Source organism: Achromobacter veterisilvae (assembly GCF_037619525.1).
Lineage (GTDB): Bacteria > Pseudomonadota > Gammaproteobacteria > Burkholderiales > Burkholderiaceae_B > Achromobacter > Achromobacter veterisilvae.
Window position 1 is genome coordinate 3,572,818 of the sequence record NZ_CP148753.1, and the last position, 21,784, is coordinate 3,594,601.

General features: G+C 67.7%; 20 protein-coding genes. 14 read left to right on the forward strand and 6 right to left on the reverse strand.

Annotated features, from left to right (window positions below):
• Window positions 1–114: 114 nt before the first annotated feature.
• Both WHX56_RS16650 and WHX56_RS16655 read left to right on the forward strand, forming a co-directional pair.
• On the forward strand, window positions 115–828 hold the full coding sequence (locus tag WHX56_RS16650) for a M24 family metallopeptidase (protein WP_287753164.1): 714 nt from the start codon (window positions 115–117) through the stop codon (window positions 826–828).
• 66 nt (window positions 829–894) lie between these two features.
• Complete coding sequence (locus tag WHX56_RS16655; protein WP_338878413.1) at window positions 895–2,613, forward strand: SulP family inorganic anion transporter; 1,719 nt, start codon at window positions 895–897, stop codon at window positions 2,611–2,613.
• Between the two features lie 28 nt (window positions 2,614–2,641).
• Here the strand turns inward: WHX56_RS16655 and WHX56_RS16660 are convergent, their stop codons facing one another.
• The gene (locus WHX56_RS16660; protein WP_338878414.1) at window positions 2,642–3,421 is read right to left on the reverse strand and encodes an IclR family transcriptional regulator; all 780 of its coding nucleotides are present in this window, start codon (window positions 3,419–3,421) and stop codon (window positions 2,642–2,644) included.
• 89 nt (window positions 3,422–3,510) lie between these two features.
• On the opposite strand from WHX56_RS16660, the gene WHX56_RS16665 reads away from it, so the two are divergent.
• The 9 genes from WHX56_RS16665 (at window position 3,511) to WHX56_RS16705 (ending at window position 11,424) form a co-directional block, all read left to right on the forward strand.
• Window positions 3,511–4,758: a CaiB/BaiF CoA transferase family protein gene (locus tag WHX56_RS16665; RefSeq protein ID WP_129244749.1), complete on the forward strand. Its 1,248-nt coding sequence runs from the start codon at window positions 3,511–3,513 to the stop codon at window positions 4,756–4,758.
• Window positions 4,758–5,918 carry a thiolase family protein gene (locus WHX56_RS16670; protein WP_287752035.1) on the forward strand — a complete coding sequence of 387 codons (1,161 nt, stop codon included), beginning with the start codon at window positions 4,758–4,760 and terminating at the stop codon, window positions 5,916–5,918. Before WHX56_RS16665 ends, WHX56_RS16670 begins: the two co-directional genes overlap by 1 nt.
• Before the next feature lie 9 nt (window positions 5,919–5,927).
• A complete protein-coding gene (locus tag WHX56_RS16675) occupies window positions 5,928–6,329 on the forward strand; it encodes a Zn-ribbon domain-containing OB-fold protein (protein ID WP_129244753.1) in 402 nt (133 codons plus the stop codon).
• A 27-nt stretch (window positions 6,330–6,356) separates the two neighbouring features.
• Window positions 6,357–7,511 carry an aminotransferase class V-fold PLP-dependent enzyme gene (locus WHX56_RS16680; RefSeq protein ID WP_338878415.1) on the forward strand — a complete coding sequence of 385 codons (1,155 nt, stop codon included), beginning with the start codon at window positions 6,357–6,359 and terminating at the stop codon, window positions 7,509–7,511.
• Window positions 7,512–7,577: 66 nt separating this feature from the next.
• The gene (locus tag WHX56_RS16685) at window positions 7,578–8,480 is read left to right on the forward strand and encodes a transporter substrate-binding domain-containing protein (RefSeq protein WP_129244757.1); all 903 of its coding nucleotides are present in this window, start codon (window positions 7,578–7,580) and stop codon (window positions 8,478–8,480) included.
• A 16-nt stretch (window positions 8,481–8,496) separates the two neighbouring features.
• A complete protein-coding gene (locus WHX56_RS16690; protein ID WP_129244759.1) occupies window positions 8,497–9,276 on the forward strand; it encodes an amino acid ABC transporter permease in 780 nt (259 codons plus the stop codon).
• Window positions 9,277–9,281: 5 nt separating this feature from the next.
• Window positions 9,282–9,974 carry an amino acid ABC transporter permease gene (locus WHX56_RS16695; protein WP_338878416.1) on the forward strand — a complete coding sequence of 231 codons (693 nt, stop codon included), beginning with the start codon at window positions 9,282–9,284 and terminating at the stop codon, window positions 9,972–9,974.
• A gap of 28 nt (window positions 9,975–10,002) precedes the next feature.
• Window positions 10,003–10,752: an amino acid ABC transporter ATP-binding protein gene (locus WHX56_RS16700; RefSeq protein WP_208742436.1), complete on the forward strand. Its 750-nt coding sequence runs from the start codon at window positions 10,003–10,005 to the stop codon at window positions 10,750–10,752.
• A gap of 93 nt (window positions 10,753–10,845) precedes the next feature.
• Entirely contained in the window at window positions 10,846–11,424 is a 579-nt protein-coding gene (locus WHX56_RS16705) for an isochorismatase family cysteine hydrolase (protein ID WP_338878417.1), read from the forward strand.
• Window positions 11,425–11,435: 11 nt separating this feature from the next.
• Here the strand turns inward: WHX56_RS16705 and WHX56_RS16710 are convergent, their stop codons facing one another.
• A complete protein-coding gene (locus WHX56_RS16710; RefSeq protein ID WP_287752055.1) occupies window positions 11,436–12,119 on the reverse strand; it encodes a GntR family transcriptional regulator in 684 nt (227 codons plus the stop codon).
• Between the two features lie 11 nt (window positions 12,120–12,130).
• Window positions 12,131–13,906 carry an IlvD/Edd family dehydratase gene (locus WHX56_RS16715; protein ID WP_338878418.1) on the reverse strand — a complete coding sequence of 592 codons (1,776 nt, stop codon included), beginning with the start codon at window positions 13,904–13,906 and terminating at the stop codon, window positions 12,131–12,133.
• 219 nt (window positions 13,907–14,125) lie between these two features.
• Here WHX56_RS16715 and WHX56_RS16720 point away from each other — a divergent pair, with 219 nt between their 5' ends.
• Both WHX56_RS16720 and pdeR read left to right on the forward strand, forming a co-directional pair.
• Window positions 14,126–15,121 (forward strand): tripartite tricarboxylate transporter substrate binding protein, encoded by a 996-nt coding sequence (locus WHX56_RS16720; RefSeq protein ID WP_338878419.1) that lies wholly within the window; start codon window positions 14,126–14,128, stop codon window positions 15,119–15,121.
• Window positions 15,122–15,393: 272 nt separating this feature from the next.
• A complete protein-coding gene (gene pdeR / locus WHX56_RS16725) occupies window positions 15,394–17,391 on the forward strand; it encodes a cyclic di-GMP phosphodiesterase (protein ID WP_338878420.1) in 1,998 nt (665 codons plus the stop codon).
• Window positions 17,392–17,413: 22 nt separating this feature from the next.
• Here pdeR and WHX56_RS16730 read toward each other — a convergent pair whose 3' ends face one another.
• Window positions 17,414–18,298 (reverse strand): crotonase/enoyl-CoA hydratase family protein, encoded by an 885-nt coding sequence (locus WHX56_RS16730; RefSeq protein WP_129244773.1) that lies wholly within the window; start codon window positions 18,296–18,298, stop codon window positions 17,414–17,416.
• A 297-nt stretch (window positions 18,299–18,595) separates the two neighbouring features.
• Window positions 18,596–19,339 (reverse strand): SDR family oxidoreductase, encoded by a 744-nt coding sequence (locus WHX56_RS16735; RefSeq protein WP_338878421.1) that lies wholly within the window; start codon window positions 19,337–19,339, stop codon window positions 18,596–18,598.
• 115 nt (window positions 19,340–19,454) lie between these two features.
• On the opposite strand from WHX56_RS16735, the gene WHX56_RS16740 reads away from it, so the two are divergent.
• The gene (locus WHX56_RS16740; protein ID WP_129244777.1) at window positions 19,455–20,366 is read left to right on the forward strand and encodes a LysR family transcriptional regulator; all 912 of its coding nucleotides are present in this window, start codon (window positions 19,455–19,457) and stop codon (window positions 20,364–20,366) included.
• Here the strand turns inward: WHX56_RS16740 and WHX56_RS16745 are convergent.
• A complete protein-coding gene (locus tag WHX56_RS16745; RefSeq protein ID WP_129244779.1) occupies window positions 20,345–21,739 on the reverse strand; it encodes a GntP family permease in 1,395 nt (464 codons plus the stop codon). The two genes, WHX56_RS16740 and WHX56_RS16745, sit on opposite strands and share 22 nt — an antisense overlap.
• Between the last annotated feature and the right edge of the window lie 45 nt (window positions 21,740–21,784).

Genomic DNA, 21,784 nt, shown 5'->3' on the forward strand with positions numbered 1-21,784 from the left:
GCCTGCGGCCTGGCGCGCGGACGCCGGTTTGGGTAAAGTTATCCGCCGCCGGCGCCGCAGGCTCCTATGGCGCATTTCCGTGTTGTCGTTCCCAAGAATAATCAGAGTCCCACGATGAATAGCACTGAAGCTGCAAAACGCGAGGCAACCGGCGCCGGGTTCTCACTGGCGTCGATGCAATACGCCCGCATCCGCTCCTGGGAAGCCGTGCGTGAAATAGCGGCGGGGATACGCCCGGGGATGACCGAAAACCAGGCCCGCGAGCATGCCGCGGGCGTGTTGGCGCAGGCGGGAATGGACCGAATCTGGCATCCGGTCATCGTCCGCTTCGGCGAAGGCACCCTGAAGACGTTCAAAGAACAGTCGGATCCGGCGCGGGCCCTGGGCGAGAACGACATTTTTTTCATCGACATCGGGCCCGTGTGGCAGGGGCACGAGGGAGACGCGGGCGATACTTTCGTTGTGGGCGACGACCCGGACATGCACGCCTGTGCGGAGGTTGCCCGCCTGCTCTGGGAGGAGGTCAGCCAACACTGGAGGACAAACGGCGTGAGCGGGACCGCGCTGTATGCGTTCGCCGCCGAGCGGGCCGCGTCTTTGGGATGGCGGTTGAACCTCGACATCAAGGGACACCGTGTCTGCGATTTTCCCCATGCGATCTACAAAGCCGGCAGTCTCGGGGATTTCGCCGCGTGCCCGAATACCGGTCTATGGGTACTGGAAATCCAGATCGCGCATCCTTCGCGCCCTTTCGGCGCATTCTACGAAGACATATTGATCGCCGACGATGCCGGCGTCCGCCCGGAACCGTCTTCTGCGGCGCGCTGACCGCGCCGGTCTCATCGCGCGTCCAGTAGAATCAACGCCCGGCACCACTCCGATAAAGGAGGTTCCATGGCTTCCCTTACGCCGGCCTCTGCCGATACGCCGCCCCGGTCCTGGCTGCGCTGGCTGCCCGGACTGGCGGTGTTGCGGTCATATGAAGCCGCCTGGCTGCCGAAGGACCTGGCCGCCGGCCTGGTGCTGACGGCGATGCTGGTGCCGGTCGGCATTGCCTACGCCGAGGCCTCGGGCGTGCCGGGCGTCTACGGTCTTTACGCCACGATCATCCCGATGCTGGCCTATGCGCTGTTCGGCCCGAGCCGGATCATGGTGCTGGGGCCGGACTCCGCGCTGGCGGCGCCGATCCTGGCGGTGGTGCTCGGCGTTTCCGGCGGCGATCCCATGCGAGCGGTGGCCGCGGCCAGCCTGATGGCCATCGTCGCCGGGCTGTTCTGCATCGTGCTGGGCTTGCTGCGGCTGGGGTTCGTCACCGAGCTGCTGTCCAAGCCGATCCGCTACGGCTACATGAACGGCATCGCTCTGACGGTGCTGGTGAGCCAGTTGCCGAAGCTGTTCGCCGTTCCCATAGACGATGCCGGCCCGCTGCGCGAACTGTGGCAACTGGGGCTGGCGGTGTCGGGCGGGAAGACCAACTGGCACAGTTTCGCGGTGGGGGCGGCGACCCTGGCGGCGATCCTGCTGCTCAAGCGCTTCGAACGCGTGCCGGGCATTCTGATCGCGGTCATCCTGGCCACGCTGGCGGTCAGTGTGTTCCGGCTGGACGCCGTGGGGGTGAGCGTGCTGGGCGAGATTCCCCAGGGGCTGCCGAAGTTCGCGTTGCCGTGGCTCAGCAACGCGGACCTGGTCAAGATCGCGCTGGGCGGGTGCGCCGTGGCGATGATCGCCTTCGCGGATACCAGCGTGCTGTCGCGCACCTACGCCGCGCGCACGCATACGCGGGTGGACCCCAATCAGGAAATGGTGGGCCTGGGCGTCGCGAACCTGGCCGCCGGTTTCTTCCAGGGGTTCCCGATCAGCGGCAGCGCGTCGCGCACGCCGGTGGCCGAGGCGGCGGGTTCGCGCACGCAGCTCACCGGCGTCGTGGGCGCGGTCGCCGTGGCCGCCTTGCTGCTGGCGGCGCCGAGCCTGCTGCGCTATCTGCCGAACAGCGCGCTGGCCGCCGTGGTGATCGCGGCCGCCATCGGCCTGTTCGAATTCAAGGACCTGCGGCGCATCTACCGCATCCAGCAATGGGAATTCTGGCTGTCGATGCTGTGCTTCGCGGGCGTGGCCGTGTTCGGCGCGATTCCCGGTATCTGCCTGGCGGTGGTCATCGCCGTCATCGAATTCCTGTGGGACGGCTGGCGGCCGCATTTCGCGGTGCTCGGCCGCGTGCCGAACCTGCGCGGCTACCACGACCTGAAGCGCTACCCGCACGCGGCGCTGATCGACGGCCTGGTCCTGTTCCGCTGGGACGCGCCGCTGTTCTTCGCCAACGCCGAACTGTTCCAGCAGCGGCTGATGGAAGCCGTGCGGGCCTCGCCCACGCCGGTGCGGCGCGTGGTGGTGGCGGCCGAGCCCGTCACCAGCGTGGACGTCACGTCGGCCGATATGCTGCGCGAACTGAGCCGCAACCTGGCCGAGGAGGGGGCCGCGCTGCATTTCGCCGAGATGAAGGACCCGGTCCGGGACAAGCTCAAGCGCTTCGAGCTGACCGAGATATTCAGAGACGACCGCTTCCATCCCACGGTGGGCAGCGCGGTGGAAGACTATCTGGAGAGCGTGGGATAGGCTCGCGCGAAGACCGGGGCGGCGGTCCTCAGTCCGCCGCCGCGATCGCGGCGGCGATTTCGGCGGCCGCGGCCTGCATGGGTTCGCGGAACCCGGCCAGTTCGTCGAAGGCCACGCGCGCGCTGGGCACGGAAATCCCCAGGCCGGCGATGAGCTTGCCCTGCGCATCCCGGATGGGCACGGCGCAGCCGACCACGCCGGCCATCACCTCTTCATTGCTTGCCGCCCATTGATCCTTGCGCACCTTGCGCACCACGTCGCGCAGCGTATCCGCGGAAACGATGGTGTTGGGCGCGAGCGGTTCGAGCGTGGCGTGGCCGAGCCACCATTCGAATTGTTCCTCGGGCATTTCGGACAGGAACAGCTTGCCTATCGACGTGCAGTACAGCGGCGAACGGTGTCCGTGGTCGAAGTACAGGCCCTGCGACCGCGTGGCGGTCGCCGAATCCACATAGAACACTTCGTCGTCCACCCGGCGGCCGAGCTGGCAATGTTCGCCGATGCGGTTGGACAGCGCGACCAGGATCTGGTGGCTCTGGTCGCCGCGCATGGCGGCCGAGACCGCGGCCATGCCCAGGTCGACCAGGGCGGCGCCGACCGCGAGCTTCTTGCTGCCCAGCACGCGCTTGAGCAAGCGCCTTTCTTCCAGTTGCGCGACGAGCCGGTGCACGGTGGGCACCGGCAGGCCGCAGGCGGCGGCCACATCGGTCATGGTGAGGGCGCGGTCCGCATGCGCCACTACGTCGAGCACGTGCAGCAACCGGTCTAGGGGTTGATCCCTAGGGACAGCCTGTGAGTCGCTGATCATAATGAATCCAATTAGTGAAAGAAAAACTTCCAATATTCGGAAGTTTATCACAGGGCAGATTTTCTTTCCAAGTGAGATCGGAACCCACCATGTCCAGTTCCCCCGAAACCGTACCCAGCGCCGAACCGGCCGCGGCACTCTCTCGCAAGGGGCCGCTCGCGGGCCTGCGCGTCATCGATGCGGGCAATATGATCGCCGGGCCGTTGGCGGCCACCCAGATGGCCGATTTCGGCGCCGACGTCATCAAGCTGGAATTGCCGGGCTCCGGCGATTCGATGCGCCACTGGACCCCGATGAAGGAGGGGCTGTCGCTGTGGTGGAAGGTGATCGCCCGCAATAAGCGGCTGATCACCCTGACCTTGTCGAATCCGCGCGGCCAGGAGCTGTTCCGGGAACTCATCCGCGAAGCCGACGTGCTGATCGAGAACTACCGTCCCGGCACGTTCGAGCGCTGGGGCCTGGGATACGACGAACTGGCGCGCATCAATCCGCGCCTGGTCATGGTGCGCGTCTCGGGGTTCGGCCAGACCGGCCCCTACGCCAGGCGTGGCGGCTACGGCACGATCGCGGAAGCATTTTCGGGCATCCCGTCGTTCACGGGCGCGCCGGACCGGCCGCCCACGCTGCCGGGCTTTCCCATGGCCGATTCGGTGGCCTCCACCTTCGCGGCGATGGCGGCGATGTTCGCCGTCTACAACCGCGATCACGGCAACGGGCAGGGCCAGGAGATCGACGTCAGCCTCTATGAGCCTTTGTTCCGGCTGGTCGAATCCCAGGTGATCGGCTTCGACCAGTTGGGCATCGTCAAGCAGCGGCTGGGCAATCGGTTGGCGGAGGATTCGCCGCGCAATACCTATCAGACGCTGGACGGGCGCTGGGTGGGTATTTCGGCCAGTTCGCAACGCACATTCGAACGCCTGGCCCAGGCGCTGGGCATGCCGGAACTCATTACCGATCCGCGCTTCGTCGACAACGCCTCGCGCTGCGAACACGACACGGCGCTGGACGAGATCATCGCCGGCTGGTTCCGCGAGCGCGACTGCGCGGCCGTCATGGCGCTGTTCGAAGAGGCCGAGGTGGTCGCCGGGCCGGTGCTGGACATCAGCGACATCGTCCGCGACCCGCACTACCAGGCCCGCGAGAACATCGTGTCGGTGCCCGACGACGATTTCGGGCAGGTGCGCATGCAGGGGGTGGTGCCGCGCTTCCTGGACACTCCGGGAGAGGTGCGCCACGCCGGCCGCGCCCTGGGCGCCGACAACCGCGAAATCTACCAGGGCCTGCTGGGCGTGTCGCCGCAGGAATTCGACGCGCTGACCGCGCAGGGAGTGATCTGATGGCCGGGATGTTCGAAGGGGTGCGGATCGTGGGCGCGGGGCAGGCGCCCTACGCCAAGCGTTCGGAACGCGGCGTGCAGCGACTGATGTACGAGGCGGGCGCGGCGGCGCTGGCCGACGCCGGGCTGCCGTGGAGCGCCGTGGACGGGCTGGCCGTCACTTGCTTCCTGCTGCCGCCCGACAATGCGCCGACGGTGGCCGAGCACCTTGGCATCGAGGCGCGCTTCCTGTTCCAGGGCCTGTATGGCGGCGCCTCGGGCATCATCGGCATGGCCCACGCGGCGCGCGCCATCCGCGACGGCGCCTGCGACGTGGCGCTGGTGCTCGCCGCCGACGCGTTCGACGTGGCCGCCCATAACGAAACCCTGGACCGCTTCAACGGTTCCATCAAGGAATACATGTCGCCGCAAGGGTTTGGCGGCGCCAACGGCATGTTCGCGCTGCATACCCGTCTGTATATGGAGCGGCATGGCGCGACGCCCGAGGATTTCGGCCGCTTCTGCGTGGCCTTGCGGGAGAATGCGCTGCGCAATCCCAACGCGCTGTTCAAGACCCCGCTCACGCTGGACGATTACCTGAACGCCAAGCCGATCGCGGATCCTCTGCGCCTGTACGACTGCGTCATGCCCTGCGTGGGCGGAGACGCCATCGTGCTGGCGTCGGAGCGCGTGGCCGCCGGGCTCAAGGGGCCGTCGCTGCGCATCCTGGCGGCGGAAGAAATCCACAACTACCCGGCCAACGATCCCTATGCCGTCCCGGGCGGCTGGTCGGGCCTGTCGAGCCGCCTCTACCAGCGTGCCGGCGTCGAACCCGCGCAGATGCAGTTCGCCCAACTGTACGACGATTACCCGGTCATGGCCTTCGTGCAGATGGAAGGGCTGGGGCTGTGCGAGCCCGGCCGCGCCCACGAGTACGTCCGCAACAACGACCTGAGCTGGCGCGGCGCGTTGCCCGTCAATACGGGCGGCGGCCAGTTGTCGGCCGGCCAGGCCGGCGCCAGCGGCGGAATGATCGGCGTCTACGAGGCCGCGGCCCAGTTGCTGGGCCGCGCGCCGGGCCGGCAACTGGACTGCCGGCTGGGCCTGGTGTCCGGCTACGGCATGGTGGCCTACGGCCGCGGCCTGTGTTCCAGCGCCGCCATTCTCGAACGCGTCCACTGAGGAATCGACATGCTCAAGCCCCAACCGCGGATCAATGCCTTGAACCAGCCCTTCTGGCAGGGCTGCAACGAGGACCGGCTGATGATCCAGTACTGCGGCGCCTGCCGGCGCCACGTGTTCTATCCCCGCGTATGTTGCCCGTTCTGCCGCGAGGACGGCCTGCAATGGGTGTCGGCCAGCGGGCGCGGAAAAGTGATTTCGCACACCACGGTGCGCCGTACCCACCATGACGGCTTCAATGCGGAGGCGCCGTATGTATTCGCCGCCATCGAACTGGAAGAGGGGCCCTGCCTCTATGGCCAGTTGCCTGGCGCGCCGCTCGAAGGCGCGTCCCTGATCGGCCAGGCGGTGCTGGCCACCTTCGTCGAGCACGGTCCGGGCCAGAAGATCGCGGCCTTCCGCCTGGCTTGAGGCGCAATCCTTTCTGGTAGACCTGCCATGTCCGATTTCCATGCTTGCGCCGCGGTGCGCGAGGATTTTCCCGCCAGTTCCCGGATGTTGTACCTGGATACCGCCCACCAGTCGCCGCTGGCCGGCAGCGTGCGCCAGGCGCTGGAGGCCTTCTATCAAGAGGCCAGCGCCTGCGGCGGCCCCAAGCCGGTCTGGCTCGAGCGGGTGGAGCGCGTGCGCGCCCGCGTCGCCGCCTTCCTCGGCGCGCAGGCGGGAGAGCTTGCATTCACCAAGAACACCTCGGAAGGCTTGAACATCGCGGCCAACGCCATCGATTTCAAGCCGGGCGACAACGTGCTGCTGATCGAGGGCGATCATCCCAACAACGCTTATGCCTGGCTGAACCTGAAACGGCGCGGGGTGGAAGTGCGCTTCGTCAAACTGGACCGGGGAGTGGCCGACGCCGCCTTGTTCGCGCCGCGCGTGGACGCGCGCACCCGGGCCATCTCGCTGTCTCACGTCACCTTCCATGCCGGCCATCGCCATGACGTGGCCGACGTCGGGCGGCTGTGCCGCGAGCGCGGAATCTACCTGGTGGTGGATGCGATGCAGTCGGTCGGCGTGCTGCCGGTCGATGTGAAGGCCATGGGCGTGTCCATGCTGGCCGCCGGCTGCCACAAGGGGCTGCTGGTGCCGCAGGGGCTGGGCCTGCTGTACGTGGACGCGGCGCTGACTGAGCTGCGGCCGGTCTATCTGGCCACGGCCGGGCTGGCGCGCCCGCCGGCCGATCTGATCGCCGATCCCGACGACCTGGCCTTGCGCGAGGATGCCGGCCGCTTCGAGATCGGCAACTACAACCTGGCGGACATCCACGCGCTGGATGCCGCGCTGGATCTCATCGCCGGCGTGGGCATCGCCAACATCGAGCGCCACGTGCTGGCGCTGGGCGACCGCCTGATCGAACGCATGGACGCGCTGGGCGTGGGCCTGGCGGGCCCGCGCGAACGCGCTCGCCGCGCGCACATCTACGTGCTGGACCTGCCCGCCGAACGATGGGCGGGCTACCTGGCGCAGCAGGGCGTGCGCGTTTCGCCGGAACGCGACGGGGTGCGCGTGTCGTTCGGCGTATTCAATACCCCGGACGACGTCGATCGCGTCGCCGGGATCATCGCCGCCGGCTTGCAGGCGCCGGCGTCGGCTTGAGTAGAAGTGCCGCCTGCCATGCTAATCGCCCGGTCCCGAGGCCTGGCTTTACACAAGGGGTATGACATGAAAAACAGCACGTTCTCCCGCTACGCCACCGCCTGCGCGCTGGCGCTGGGCCTGTCGTCCGCCTGGGCCCAGGATCCGGGACCCACCCTGCAGAAGATCAAGGAGACCGGATCGGTGACGCTGGGCTACCGCGAATCCTCGGTGCCGTTCTCCTTCCTGGACGGTCAGCAGAAGCCGGTGGGCTTCTCGCTGGACCTGTGCGCGGCCATCGTCGACCGCATCAAGCAGCAGTTGGGCCTGTCCAGCCTGGCGGTCAAGCAGGTGGCGGTGAATTCCTCCAACCGCATCCCGCTGGTGGTCAACGGCACCGTGGACATCGAATGCGGCGGCACGGCCAACAATCTGGCGCGGCAGAAGCAGGTGTCCTTCTCGGTGGCCACGTTCGCCAGCCAGCCGCGCTGGCTGGTGCGCGCCGATTCCGGCCTGAAGCAGCCGGCCGATCTCAAGGGCAAGACGGTGGTGGTCACGCAGGGCTCGAACGCCGTGGGCTTCGTGCGCGCCGCCAACGACAAGGAGAAGCTGGGCATGAACGTGATCCAGGCCAAGGACCACGGCGAATCCATGCTGACCCTGAGCAACGGGCGCGCCGTCGCCTTCCTGGAGGACGACATCCTGCTGGCCGGCGAGCGCGCCAATTCGCGCGATCCGGCGGCCTTCGTCTTCCTGGAGGGCGGCTACGATCCGGGCTACTACGGCCTGATGTTCAAGAAAGACGACGCGCCCTTCAAGGCCCTGGTGGACGGCGTGCTGACCGGGATGATGAAGGACGGCTCGTTCGAGCAGGCCTACCGCAAGTGGTTCGAATCGCCCATTCCGCCGCGCAACGTCAACCTGAGTTTCCCGGTTCCGGAGCGGCTGCGCGAACGCATCGCCTCGCCCAGCGACAAGGTCGATTTCTGAAGACGGCGGGGCGGCCATGTTCAGCGTGCTATTCGAGGAAGTGCCGGAAGGCGGCGAGCGTTATCTGGATTGGCTGATGACCGGACTGGGCTGGACGCTGTTCCTGGCTCTGGCGGGATGGGCGGTCGCCTTCGCGCTGGGCCTGGCCGTGGGTTGCGCGCGCACCGCGCGCAGGCCGCTGGTCGCCGCGCTGGCGCGGATCTACGTGGAGGTGTTCCGCAACATTCCGGTGATTGTGCAGATGTTCGTCTGGTACTTCGTCGTGCCGGAGCTGCTGCCGCGCGCCTGGGGCGACGCGGTCAAGGCCGTCCCGCCGCCCTGGGGCAGCGTCATCCCCGCGCTGCTGGGGCTGGCGCTGTACACGGCGGCGCGCGTGGCCGAGCAGGTCAAGGCCGGGATCGAAGCGCTGCCGCCGGGCCAGCGCCAGGCCGCCGAGGCGCTGGGCATGCGCAGCTTGCAGGTCTACCGCCTGGTGCTGTTGCCGCAGGCGCTGCGCATCATCATTCCCACCCTGACCAGCGAGGTCATGGGCATTTTCAAGAACAGTTCGGTGGCGCTGACCATCGGCGTGCTGGAGCTGACGGCCCAGGCGCGCCAGATCAATGAGTTCACGTTCCAGACGTTTCAGGCCTTCGGCGCGGCGACGCTGCTGTACCTGCTGCTGGCCTGCCTGGTGTACGTCTGCATGCGCCTGATCGAAGGCCGCCTGCGCATTCCGGGCCAGCAGGCGGATGCCGCGCCCAACCGTCCGGCGCGCGGCCGCATGCGCTGGCGCAAATCGTTCAAGGAGGTGTGACGGCCATGAACAGCTTCGACTTCGGCGCCATCGAGCGGGCCGCGCCCTATCTGCTGGAGGGGCTGGGCTTTTCGCTGCGGCTGACCGTCAGCAGCTTCGCCGGCGGGCTGGTGCTGGGCGTGGGGCTGGCCCTGGCGCGGCACCTGCGCGTGCCGGTGCTGGCGCCGCTGGCCACCGCCTACATCACGCTGATGCGCGCCATTCCGCTCATCATGGTGCTGTTCTGGTTTTTCTTCCTGGTGCCCATGCTGCTCATGTGGGCCACCGGCGCGGCGCGGCCGGTGCCGGTGGGGCCGGTGTATACCGCCTTCATCACGTTCGCGATGTTCGAGGCGGCCTATTACGCCGAGATCATCCGGGCGGGCCTCAATGCCGTTCCCAAGGGGCAGTACGAGGCCTGCCGGGCGCTGTCCATGTCCACGGCCAAGACCTACTGGCTGGTCATCCTGCCGCAGGTGCTGCGTTCGGTCAGCCCCATCCTGCTGACCCAGACCATCATCCTGTTCCAGGATACCTCCCTGGTCTACGTGCTCTCGATCACCGACATGCTGGGCGCGGCGTCGAAAATCGCGCAGCGCGACGCCAGCCTGGTGGAGATGTACCTGACCATCGCGGCGACCTACCTGTTGATTTGCGTCGTGGCCTCGCAGGCCGTCGCCTATCTTCGCAAACGCAATACCCCGGCCGCGCATGCCTGAGCGCCCCGGCCCCACCTGGAGAACGATCATGAGCCCGATCACCGCCACGCCCGCCGTCCAGTTGCGCCGGCTGAACAAGCACTACGGCGAGTTCCACGTCCTGAAGGACATCGACCTGGAGGTGGCCCAGGGCGAGCGCGTCATCGTCTGCGGACCTTCAGGGTCGGGCAAATCCACCATGATCCGCTGTGTCAACGGGCTGGAAAGCTATACCGATGGCGAAGTGCTGGTGCTGGGCCACGCCCTGGCCCACGAGGGCGCGGCGCTGTCGCGCGCCCGCCAGGAGGTGGGCATGGTGTTCCAGAGCTTCAACCTGTTTCCCCACCTGACGGTATTGGAGAACTGCATGCTGGCACCGGTGCATTGCCAAGGGGTGTCGCGGGCCGAAGCGCGCGAGCGCGCCTCGCACTACCTGGACCGGGTGCGCATCGCCAACCAGGCGGGCAAGTATCCCGGCCAGTTGTCCGGCGGGCAGCAGCAGCGCGTGGCGATCGCGCGAGCGCTGTGCATGCGGCCTAAAGTCATGCTGTTCGACGAGCCGACCTCCGCCCTGGACCCCGAGATGGTCAAGGAAGTGCTGGATACCATGCTGGCGCTGGCGGCCGATGGCATGACCATGATCTGCGTCACCCATGAAATGGGCTTTGCGCGGCAGGTTGCCGACCGGGTGGTCTTCATGGATGAAGGACTGGTGGTCGAGCAGGGCTGCCCCAGGCAACTCTTCGACGCCCCGGTCCATGAGCGCACGCGGCGCTTCCTGGAGCAGGTGCTGCATTGATCGGCCCGGAAGGGGCCTGCCGGCCGCCGCGTCCGGGTGAAATGCGGAGGCCGCCGTGCTAGATTCAGATACCTCTTCCATGGCGCAGCCATCATGCCGCGACACACCGAACCCGCGATCGTCCCGGCGCGCACCGCGCTGCTGGTGATGCACTACCAGACGGACATCATGGCGCTTTTCCCCGCGGTGGCGCCGACCCTGCTGGCCAATACCCGCGAGCTTTGCGATGCCGCGCGGCGCGCGGGCGTCGCGGTCTATTTCGCGCGGATCGGGTTCAGCGCGGGCTATCCGGAGGTCAGTCCGCTGAACAAGAACGGGCAGGGGATCAAGCGGCTGGGCCTGTTCCTGGATGACGAGATTTCTCCGGAGCTGGGCCGGCGGGCCGGCGAGCCGCTCATCCTGGCGCACCGGGCCAGCGTGTTCTTCGGCACCGATCTGGAACTGCGGCTGTCGGCGGCGGGGGTGGATACGCTGCTGATGGCGGGCATCGCGTCCACGGGCGTGATGCTGTCGTCGGTCGCCTATGCGAGCGACGCGGATTTCCGGCTGTACACCGTCAAGGATTGCTGCTTCGATCCGGACCCGGTCGTGCACGAACACCTGTTCGCGACGGCGTTCGAGTCCCGCACGACGGTGCTGTCCCTGGCCGAGGCCTTGTCCCTGCTGGCGTAGCGGCGGCGCCCTCAGGCCGTGGCGCGGACCTGTTCGGACGCCAGGTAGGCGTCCCGCGAGGGCACGAGGTGGTTGCGGCAGACCGCCATCAGCGCGCCGCGGTCGCCGTCGCGCAGGGCGTGGATCAGGGCCCAGTGCTCTTGCCGGGCCCGTTCGCGGTAAGCGGCCGAGGTCAGCGAGCCGAAGCGGATGGGGTGGGTGCGGCGGGCGTATTCCTCGATGGCCTGGCCCAGCACCGCGTTGTCCAGCAGGCTGAAGAATTCATGGTGGAAGCGCTGGTTGCTGCGGAATACGCGGCGGGTGTCGCCGTCGGCGACGGCCGCGTCGTGTTCGCGCTGCACGGCCACCAGCGCCGCCAGCCGCGCTTGCGGCACGGGCAGGGGAATCAGGCTGGCGGCGTGCACTTCCAGCACTTCGCGCAGGGCGTACAGCTCCATGACTTCGCGCGCCGAAAAGGCGCGCACGACGGCGCCCACGTTGCGCTTTTTCTCGACCACGCCCAGCAGTTCCAGGCCGGTCAGGACCTGCCGCACGGCGTGGCGCTTCATGGAAAAGCGCGCCATCAGGTCGTCTTCGGTCAACCGTTCGCGCGGGTGCAGCCGGCCGAAGACGATGTCTTCCTCCAGGGCCGCCACGGCGGCTTGCACGGCGTCGGGGGCTTGCGCCTGCAGGGCGTCGGGCGTGATGGCGTTCATGGAGCGATGGCCTATTTCTTCGGAACGGTGTCGTGCGTGACGCCGGCGCGCAGGAAGTCGAAGTCGACGCCCTGGTCGGCCTGGGTCACCGTCTGCAGGAACAGCTTGCGGTAGCCGCGTTCGGCGGTGGGACGGCTGATGGGCAGGGCCGCGGCGCGGCGCGCCAGTTCGGCGTCGTCCACCAGCAGCGAGATTTCGCGGCCGGCCACCGACAGGCGGATGCGGTCGCCGTTCTGCACGTAGGCCAGGGGCCCGCCGATGGCGGCTTCGGGCGTGACGTGCAGAACGATGGTGCCGGCGGCGGTGCCGCTCATGCGGCCGTCGGAGATGCGCACCATGTCCTTCACGCCGGCGCGCGCCAGCTTCTTGGGGATGGGCATGTAGCCGGCTTCGGGCATGCCGGGCGCGCCGGTCGGGCCGATGCGCTTGAGCACCAGGATGTCGTCGGCGGCCACGTCCAGCGCGTCGTCGTCGATGCGCCGCGCCATGTCCTCGGCGTCTTCGAACACCACGGCGCGGCCTTCGTGTTCCATCAGCGCGGCGTTGGCGGCCGATTGCTTGATGATGGCGCCGCCGGGCGCCAGGTTGCCGCGCAGCACGGCCAGGCCGCCCACCGGGTAGATGGGCGAAGCCGCCGTGCGGATGACGTCCTGCGGGAAGGCGGGAGGCGCGTCGTCGAGTTCTTCGCCCAGGGTGCGCCCGGACACGGTCAGCGCGTCCAGGTGCAGGTAGGGGCGCAGTTCGCGCAGCAGCGCCGGCATGCCGCCGGCGTGGTGGAAGTCTTCCATGTAGTGCTGGCCCGAGGGCTTCAGGTCCACCAGCACGGGGGTCTCGCGGCTGATGCGGTCCAGGCCGGCCAGGTCGATGTCGATGCCCAGGCGGCCGGCGATGGCCGTCAGGTGCACGATGCCGTTGGTGGACCCGCCGATGGCCAGCAGCACGCGCAGGGCGTTTTCGATGGACTTGCCGGTCAGGATGCGGTCCGGGGTCAGCCGCGACGCGGCCATGGCCACGGCCGTGGCGCCGGTCTTTTCCGCGACGCGCACGCGGTCGGCGGTGACGGCCGGGGCCGAGGCGCCGCCCGCCACCATCATGCCCAGGGCTTCGGTGATGCAGGCCATGGTGCTGGCGGTGCCCATCACGGAACAGGTGCCGACGCTGGCCACCAACTGGTTGTTGACGTCCGCGATCTCCTCGGCGTCGATTTCATCGGCGCGGTAGCGGCCCCAGTAGCGGCGGCAGTCGGTGCACGCGCCCACGCGTTCGCCGCGGTGCGAGCCGGTGAGCATGGATCCCGTGACCAACTGGATGGCGGGCACGCCGGCGGACGCCGCGCCCATCAACTGGGCGGGCACGGTCTTGTCGCAGCCGCCGATCAGCACGACGGCGTCCATGGGCTGCGCGCGGATCATTTCCTCGGTGTCCATGGACATGAGGTTGCGCAGGTACATGCTGGTGGGCTGCGAGAAGCTCTCGTGCACCGAAATGGTGGGGAAGTCCATCGGCAGGCCGCCGGCCAGCATCACGCCGCGCTTGACCGCTTCGATCAGTTGGGGGGCGTTGCCGTGACAGGGGTTGTAGCTGCTGCCGGTGTTGACGATGCCGATGATGGGGCGGGACAGGGCGTCGTCGGTGTAGCCCGCGCCCTTGATGAATGCCTTGCGCAGGAAGAGCGAAAAGCCGGTGTCGCCGTAGTTGGTGAGCCCGCGGGCCACGCCGCGCGCGGCCGCGCCCGCGCTGTCGAAAGGCCCGGGGGCCGGCTTGCCGTGCTTGGTCTCGTCCGTCATTTTGCTCTCGATAATATTATTGATAATCTAATGGCGGCATCATATCCACCCTTTGAAAGCGGCGGCAAGCGCTTTGTTCCAGCAATTCTATTGATCTATTTTTAAGATCAGTCGATAGAAAAATTCTGCTTCTTCAATCAAGTTGCTGACCCTACACTGGCGCCGTTGACGAGCCGGGCGTCCCGTTCATTCCTATACCCATCCCGGCAGGAGACCTACATGTCAGACCTGCGTCTGCGGCCCCGCCGCGCCATGCTGTTTTCCCTGTTGGCGCTGTGCGCCGGCGTTTCCGCTCCGGCCCTGGCCGCCGATGCCTATCCCGACAAGCCCATCCGCCTGATCGTCCCGTACCCGCCCGGCGGCGCGACCGACGTGATCGGCCGCGTGCTGGCGCAGGAGCTGACGGGCGCGCTGGGGCAGTCCGTGGTCGTGGAGAACCGCGCGGGCGCCGCCGGCAACATCGGCGCCGACCAGGTCGCGAAGGCGCCGGCCGACGGCTACACGCTGCTGATGGGCGCGCTGACCAGCCATTCGATCAATGCCGCGCTGTACCGCGGCCGCGTCACCTATGACGTGGAGAAGAGCTTCGCGCCGGTGTCCATCGTGGGCACGGTGCCGCTGGTGTTCGTGGTGCACCCGTCGGTGCAGGCGAACACGCTGGCGGAGTTCATCGCGCTGGCGAAGTCCAAGCCGGGCTTCATCACCATGGCGTCGGCCGGCAACGGCTCGCCGCAGCACCTGGCCGGCGAAATGTTCAAGCGCACCGCGGGCGTGGACGTGCTGCACGTGCCGTACAAGGGCAGCGGCCCGGCCATGACCGACCTGATGGGCGGCCAGGTGCTCAGCATGATCGAAACCGTGCCGGCGGCCCAGGCCAACATCAAGGCGGGCAAGCTGCGCGCGCTGGCGGTGACCTCGCCGCAGCGCGTGGAAGCGCTGCCGGACGTTCCCACCGCGGCCGAGGCCGGGCTGAAGGACTTCGAAGTGAGCTCGATGTTCGGCATCGTGGCGCCGGCCAACACGCCGGCTCCGGTGGTCGACCGCCTGAACGGCGAACTGAAGAAAATCCTGGCCAAGCCGGACGTCAAGGCGTCGTTGCTGAACCAGGGCGCGATCGCCACCTGGACCACGCCGGCCGACGCCGGCGCCCGCGTGTCGGCCGAGCTGGCCCGCTGGACCAAGGTGATCGACGAGGCCGGCGTCAAGGGCGACTGATCGTCCGCTTGCGCCAAGGTTGCGCCGTTGCGTCACTCGCCGGAAGTTCCTCCAGGAATTTCCGGCGATGTTGTTGCGGCCGGCCGCAAGGCATGCGCAACAAGGCTTGCGCGCGAGCGCGGGCGGACGCGTCATCGGCCGCGCCGCCGCGGCGCACGCATGCAATATTCCGCAATAAACCCCGAGCGGTCCGATACGGGGAGGTTGACCCCGAATTGACTAGGCCGTAATGTGCTTTGCGGGCCATCCTAGGACGGCAGGGGGATTCCACAATGACAGAGAACCAGGACGAAAGATCGATCCTGTATGCGCATTTCGGTACGCATAGCCCGTATTGGCGCCTGGCGGCTGACAGCGACGCGTTCGAGCTCGCAGCGGTCAAGGGCGCCGCGAACATCGCCATGGCGCTGCGGCCGGAACAGGCCGCGACGATACGCGGGTTGACCGGCATCACCTCCAGCGTGCGCATCGACATCGCGCTGTACGGCGACCTGCTCCGGCTCCACCTGGTGGGCCGCAAGATCAATCCCAACGAATGGGCCGGCACCGCGTCCGCGCATTCCGATACCGAGTCCGTCGCCAAGGACCTGGTCGAGGGCCTGTCCTTCGCCGAAACCGTGGTGTCCGAGGCCAATTCGGTCATCGTCATCGTCGACCAGAACGGCCGCGTGCAGCGCTTCAACAAGCTCAGCGAGGAATACACCGGCAAGCGCGAACAGGACATCGTCGGGCGCAGCGTCTTCGACATGTTCATGACGCGCGAAGAGGCCATCGCCTCGCGCCGCAATATCGCCGAGTTCTATAAGCGCGGCCAGTCCTACGAAGCCGAGCGGGTCATCAATACGGTCAAGGGCCCCCGGCTGTTCCTGTTCCGCAACAAGTTCGTCACCAGCGGCAGCGGTGAAAAGCGCGTCTACCTGATCTGCTCGGGCACCGACATCACGGAAGAGCGCCAGGCGCAGGAGCGCCTGCGGGTGCTGGCCAATACCGACATGCTGACCGACCTGCCCAACCGCCATGCCATCACGGCGCGGCTGAAAGAGGCGCTGGCGGCGGGCCGGGAAGGGCGGGGCGGCGTGCTGTTCCTGGACCTGGACAACTTCAAGCGCATCAACGACCACTACGGCCACGGCTTCGGCGACCACCTGCTCAAGGCGGTGGCGGTGGCCATCTCCGCCTGCCTGTCCGAGGGCCAGACGCTGGCGCGGCTGGGCGGCGACGAGTTCATCGTCCTGCAGGAAGCGGCCCAGCCCTGGGAACTCGAAGCCACCGCCCAGCGCATCATCGAACGCCTGCGCGAACCTTTCCGCCAGGGGCTGATCGAGGTCTACACCAGTTGCTCCATCGGCATCGCGATGTACCCCGACCACGGCGCCGACCTGGACAGCGTGGTGCGCAGCGCCGACATCGCCATGTACGTGGCCAAGGAAGCGGGGCGCCACACTTATCGCGTGTTCCAGCCCGAAATGGACCGGCGCAACGCGGACTACGTCTGGCTGGATACCAATCTGCGCAAGGCCCTGAGCGAAGGCCACCTGATGCTGTACTACCAGCCCAAGCTGGCGGGGCGCACCGGCGAGGTCGACGGCGTGGAAGCCCTGGTGCGCTGGCGCTCGCCCGAGCGCGGCATGGTCGGCCCGGGCGCCTTCATCCCCTATGCCGAGGAATCCGGCCTGATCTCGCCGCTGGGCGTATGGGTCATGCGCGAAGCCGCCCGGCAGGCTGCCGCCTGGAAGCGCGACGGCCTGAATATCCGAATCGCCATCAACATGTCGGCCCGGCAGTTGAACGACAAGGGCGTGGTCAGCGATTTCATGCGCGCGATCGGCGACACCGGCCTGGATCCCTGCCTGCTGGACATCGAACTCACCGAAAGCTGCCTGATCGAAGACGAAGTCGCGGCCATCGAACTGATCAAGCAGTTCCGGCAACTGGGCGCGCGCGTCCACCTGGACGACTTCGGCACCGGCTATTCCTCGCTGTCGCAACTGGCCCGCATTCCGCTGGACGCGATCAAGCTGGACGCCAGTTTCGTGCGCGGCGTGAACGAGAACCCGGTGTCGCAGGCGCTGGCGCGCGCCATCGTCGCCGTGGCGCGCACGCTGGAACTGAAGGTGATCGCCGAGGGCGTGGAAACGACGGAAGAGGCGGTGTTCGTGGATACGCTGGGCGTGGACGCCAAGCAAGGCTATCTCTATGCCAAACCCATGCCGGCGCCGGAGTTCACCGCCTGGCTGACCCAGCGCCGCCGGCTGCATCTGATCGCCTGACGCAGCCGGCACCGCGCCGGCGTCAGTGCATGGTGGCTTCCATCGCGGCGTCGGCGGTGACGGCGCTGCGCCGGTTCTGCGCGATCACCAGGCGCTCCATGTAGGCCCGGTCCTTCGGATCGATCGAGAACGCGGCGTCGACCCAATCCTCGGTAATGTCCATCAGCTCGGAACGCGGCAGGCTCAGCACGCGCTGGCGCGTGCGCAGCATGGCGCGCATGCCGTTGAGCTTGGGCCGCATGACGTCGATGAACGTGCGCGTGGCCTTGTAGGCGTCGCCCGGCTCGAACAGCACGTCCACCAGGCCCCTGGCGTGGAACCATTCGGCGGTGTGGGATTCGCCCGTGCCGATCAGTTCTTCCGCGAGCTTCATGCCCGAGCGCCGGGCCACCAGCGAATAGCCGCCCATGCCCGGGAACAGGTTGAACGCCATTTCCGGGAAGCCCATGCGGGCATTGTTCTGGGCCAGCACGAAATGGTGGGCCAGCGCGGCCTCGAAGCCGCCGCCCAGCGCCGTGCCTTCGATCATCGCCAGCGAGATCGCGCCGGTGTCGAAGCCGCGCGTGGCCGCGTGCACGCAATCCACGCAAGCCCGCGCATAGGCCCGCAAGGCCTCGCGCTTGCCGGTGCGGATGGCTTCGGCGAAGAAGTTGAGGTCGCCGCCGACGTTGTAGATCTGCGGAACCAGCGAACCCGTGACCCAGAAGTCGATGGGCAGGCCGGAATCCTTGGCGGCCCGCGCCAGGGTCATGATTTCGTCGATCAATTCATGGTTAAAGCATGGGCGCGGCTGCGCCCGGAGCATCATCCACATGACTCGACGTCCCTCCTCGTAAAACGCGGAGATCTGTTTCAGATTGCCTGCTGCGGTGAAGGGGTGGCAGTCCGGATGAATGAGTTGATTCATTTGCTTTCGTCCAATCGATCAGGGTGAGTCGGAGTACTGCGGAGTCAGCCTAATACAGACCTTCCGGCTTCCGTCTCATGCAAACCTCATGCGACTGGCCAGACTTGTCCGTAAGTCAAAGGTCCGAGTGATCGTTGGAAAAAAGCGCGGCGCGCCATGGCCCGCTCAGCCCATCAGGCGAGGCGGGCATGGGTAGAACGGATGAGGACGCACGCAAATCCGCGGCTGTCCGGGCGGCGCGCCGCAAGTCCGCCGCGGCGGGCGGGCTCATGCGTAGGGAGGAGGAAGACGGCGCGTTCAGGCAAGGCCGCCGTTGGCGCGCAGGACCTGGCCGTTGACCCAGCCGGCGTCGGGGCCCGCCAGGAACGACACCACGCCCGAGATGTCGTCGGGCTGGCCCAGGCGTTCCAGGGGCGGCATCTTGGCGTAGTGCTCGATCAGTTCCGCGCTCTTGCCTTTCATGAACAGTTCGGTGGCGACCGGGCCCGGGGCCACCGCGTTGACGGTGATGCGGCGCCCGCGCAGTTCCTTGGCGAATACCTGGGTGAGGCTTTCCACCGCGGCCTTGCTGGCGATGTAGACGGCGTAGCCCGGCAGGTTGAGCGCGACGGTGGTGCTGGACACGTTGACGATGGCGCCGCCGTCGGCCAGGCGGGCGGCCGCCTCGCGCAGCGTGTTGAAGGTGCCGCGCGTGTTGATGGCGAAGGTGCGCTCGAACAGGTCGTCGCTGGTCTCGGCCAGCGGCTTGATCTCCAGGATGCCGGCGCTGTTGACCAGCACGTCGACGCGGCCCAGTTCCGCTTCCACCTGGGCGAACATGGCGCGCACGTCGTCGGCGGCGGACACGTCGGCGCGCACCGCCACGGCGCGGCCGCCCGCCAGCCGGATTTCCTCGGCCAGCGCGTCGGCTTGCGCGGCGCTGGAGGCGTAGTTGATGCCGACGGCGAAACCGTCGCGGGCCAGCCGGCGCGCGATGGCGGCGCCGATGCCGCGCGACCCGCCGGTGACCAGGGCGATGCGTTGCGGGGTTTGGACGTTCATGAAGTCTCTCCTGTGGGTGGGGGGATGAGTCGAATCATGGACTATTTCAGACGGAAGATAATTACTCTATATTCGCTAACATAATTTCATTTCCATTAATAATGGACGGGGCGCGATGGATCGTTTCCAGGAAATGCGGGTGTTCGTGCGCATCGCCGAGCGGCGCAGTTTTTCCAAGGCCGCCGAGGACCTGCGGATACCGCGCCCCACGGTCACCAATCTGATCAAGCGGATGGAAACGCGCCTGGGCGCCCGGCTGCTGGAGCGCACCACGCGGCAGGTGCGGCTGACGCACGACGGCGAGGCCCACTACCGGCGCTGCGTGCGCCTGCTGGCGGACCTGGAAGAGGCCGACGGCGCGTTCCTGGACACCGCGCCCAAGGGGCTGCTGCGCGTCAACGCGCAAGGCACGCTGGCCAGGTTCTTCGTCATGCCGGGGCTGCCCGGCTTCCTGGAACGCTATCCCGACATCGTGCTGCACCTGGGCGAAGACGACCGCCTGGTCGACCTGGTGCGCGAAGGCGTGGATTGCGTGTTGCGCACCGGCTCGTTGCAGGACTCGTCGCTGGCGGGGCGGCAGATCGCCCTGATGCCGCAGGTGACCGTGGCCAGCCCGGCCTATCTGGCGCGCTACGGCGAGCCGACGCGCCTGGAAGACCTGGAGGGGCACCGCGCCGTGGACTACCTGTCCAGCGCCACGGGGCGCAGCCTGCCGCTGGATTTCACGGTGGACGGGCGCAACGTGCAAGTCCGGCCCCGGGCCGTGGTCAGCGTGACCGGGGCCGAGCTTTATACCGGCGCGGCGCTGGCGGGCCTGGGGCTGGTCCAGGTGCCGCGCTACCGCATCGAGCGCGAACTGGCGGCCGGCGAACTCAAGGTCGTGCTGCCCGCCGCGCCGCCCGCGCCCATGCCGGTGTCGGTGCTGTACCCGCAGAACCGCCAGGTGTCCGCGCGGGTGCGGGTCTTTACGCAGTGGCTGGCGGAGATCATTGCCCCCGCCTTCGGTCAGACGATGCCGGTCAGGTAGTACACGGCGATCGCCAGGAAGACCGACAAGGTCGATATCACGGTGATGGCGAAGATATCGCCGTAGGACTGGCGGTGCGTCAGGCCGGTCACCGCCAGCAGGGTGATGACCGCGCCGTTGTGGGGCAGCGTGTCCATGCCGCCGCTGGCCATGGCGGCGATCCGGTGCAGCACTTCCATGGGGATGCCCGCCGCGTTGGCGCTGTCGATGAAGGTCTGCGCCATGGCGGCCAGCGCGATGCTCATGCCGCCCGAGGCCGAGCCCGTGATGCCGGCCAGCGAGGTCACCGCCACCGCTTCGCCCACCAGCGGATCGGGAATGGCCTTGAGCGCGTCGGCCACCAGCAGAAAGCCCGGCAGCGCGGCGATGACGCCGCCGAAGCCATATTCGGCCGCGGTGTTCATGGAGGCCAGCAGGGCGCCGGAGACCGCGCTTTTGCTGCCCTCGGCGAAGTGCGCCTTGATGGCCCGGAACGAGAACAGCAGGATGGTGACGATGCCGGCGATCAGCGCGCCCATGACGGCCCACAGCGCCACCTGGTCCTCGGCGTTGACGGGCATGGGCTGGGGCAGGCCGGGCAGCGCCACTTCGGAGCCGGCCGGATACCAGCCCGGGATCCAGCGCGTCAGCAGGTAATTGGCCACCCCCACCACGACCAGCGGCAGCAGCGCGACCAGCGGGTGGTGGTCGCGTTCGCCGGGCGGGGTGGCCGGCTCGTTGCGCAGGTCCGTGCCATAGGTTTCCCCGGCCGCCGCCGCGCGCTTGCGCCGCCATTCCAGGTAGGCGATGCCGGCCGTCAGCGTGAAGGCCGCGCCGATCAGGCCCAGCCAGGGCGCGGCCCAGGTGGTGGTTTCGAAGAAAGTGGTGGGGATGATGTTCTGGATCTGCGGCGTGCCGGGCAGGGCGGTCATGGTGAAGGTGAACGCGCCCAGCGCGATCGCGCCGGGCATCAGCCGCTTCGGAATGCCGCCCTGGCGGAACATCTCGGCGGCGAACGGATAGACCGCGAACACCACCACGAAGAGCGACACGCCGCCGTAGGTCAGCACCGCGCAGACCAGCACGATGGCCAGGATGGCGCGTTCGGCGCCGATCAGGCGCAGCACCGCCTGCACGATGGCGCGCGAGAAGCCCGACAGCTCGATGAGCTTGCCGAACACCGCACCCAGCAGGAAGACCGGGAAATAGAGCTTGGCGAAGCCCGCCATGCGCTCCATGAAGATGCCCGAGAACACCGGCGCCAGCGCCGAAGGGTCGGTCAGCAGCACCGCGCCCATGGCCGCGATGGGCGCGCACAGGATCACGCTATAGCCTCGATACGCCGCCAGCATCAGAAACGCCAGCGCCGCCACCACGATGAACAATCCGGTCATTCGGTGCTCCAGGAATGAAGAGATAAGGGGTGAGGGGCTACACCT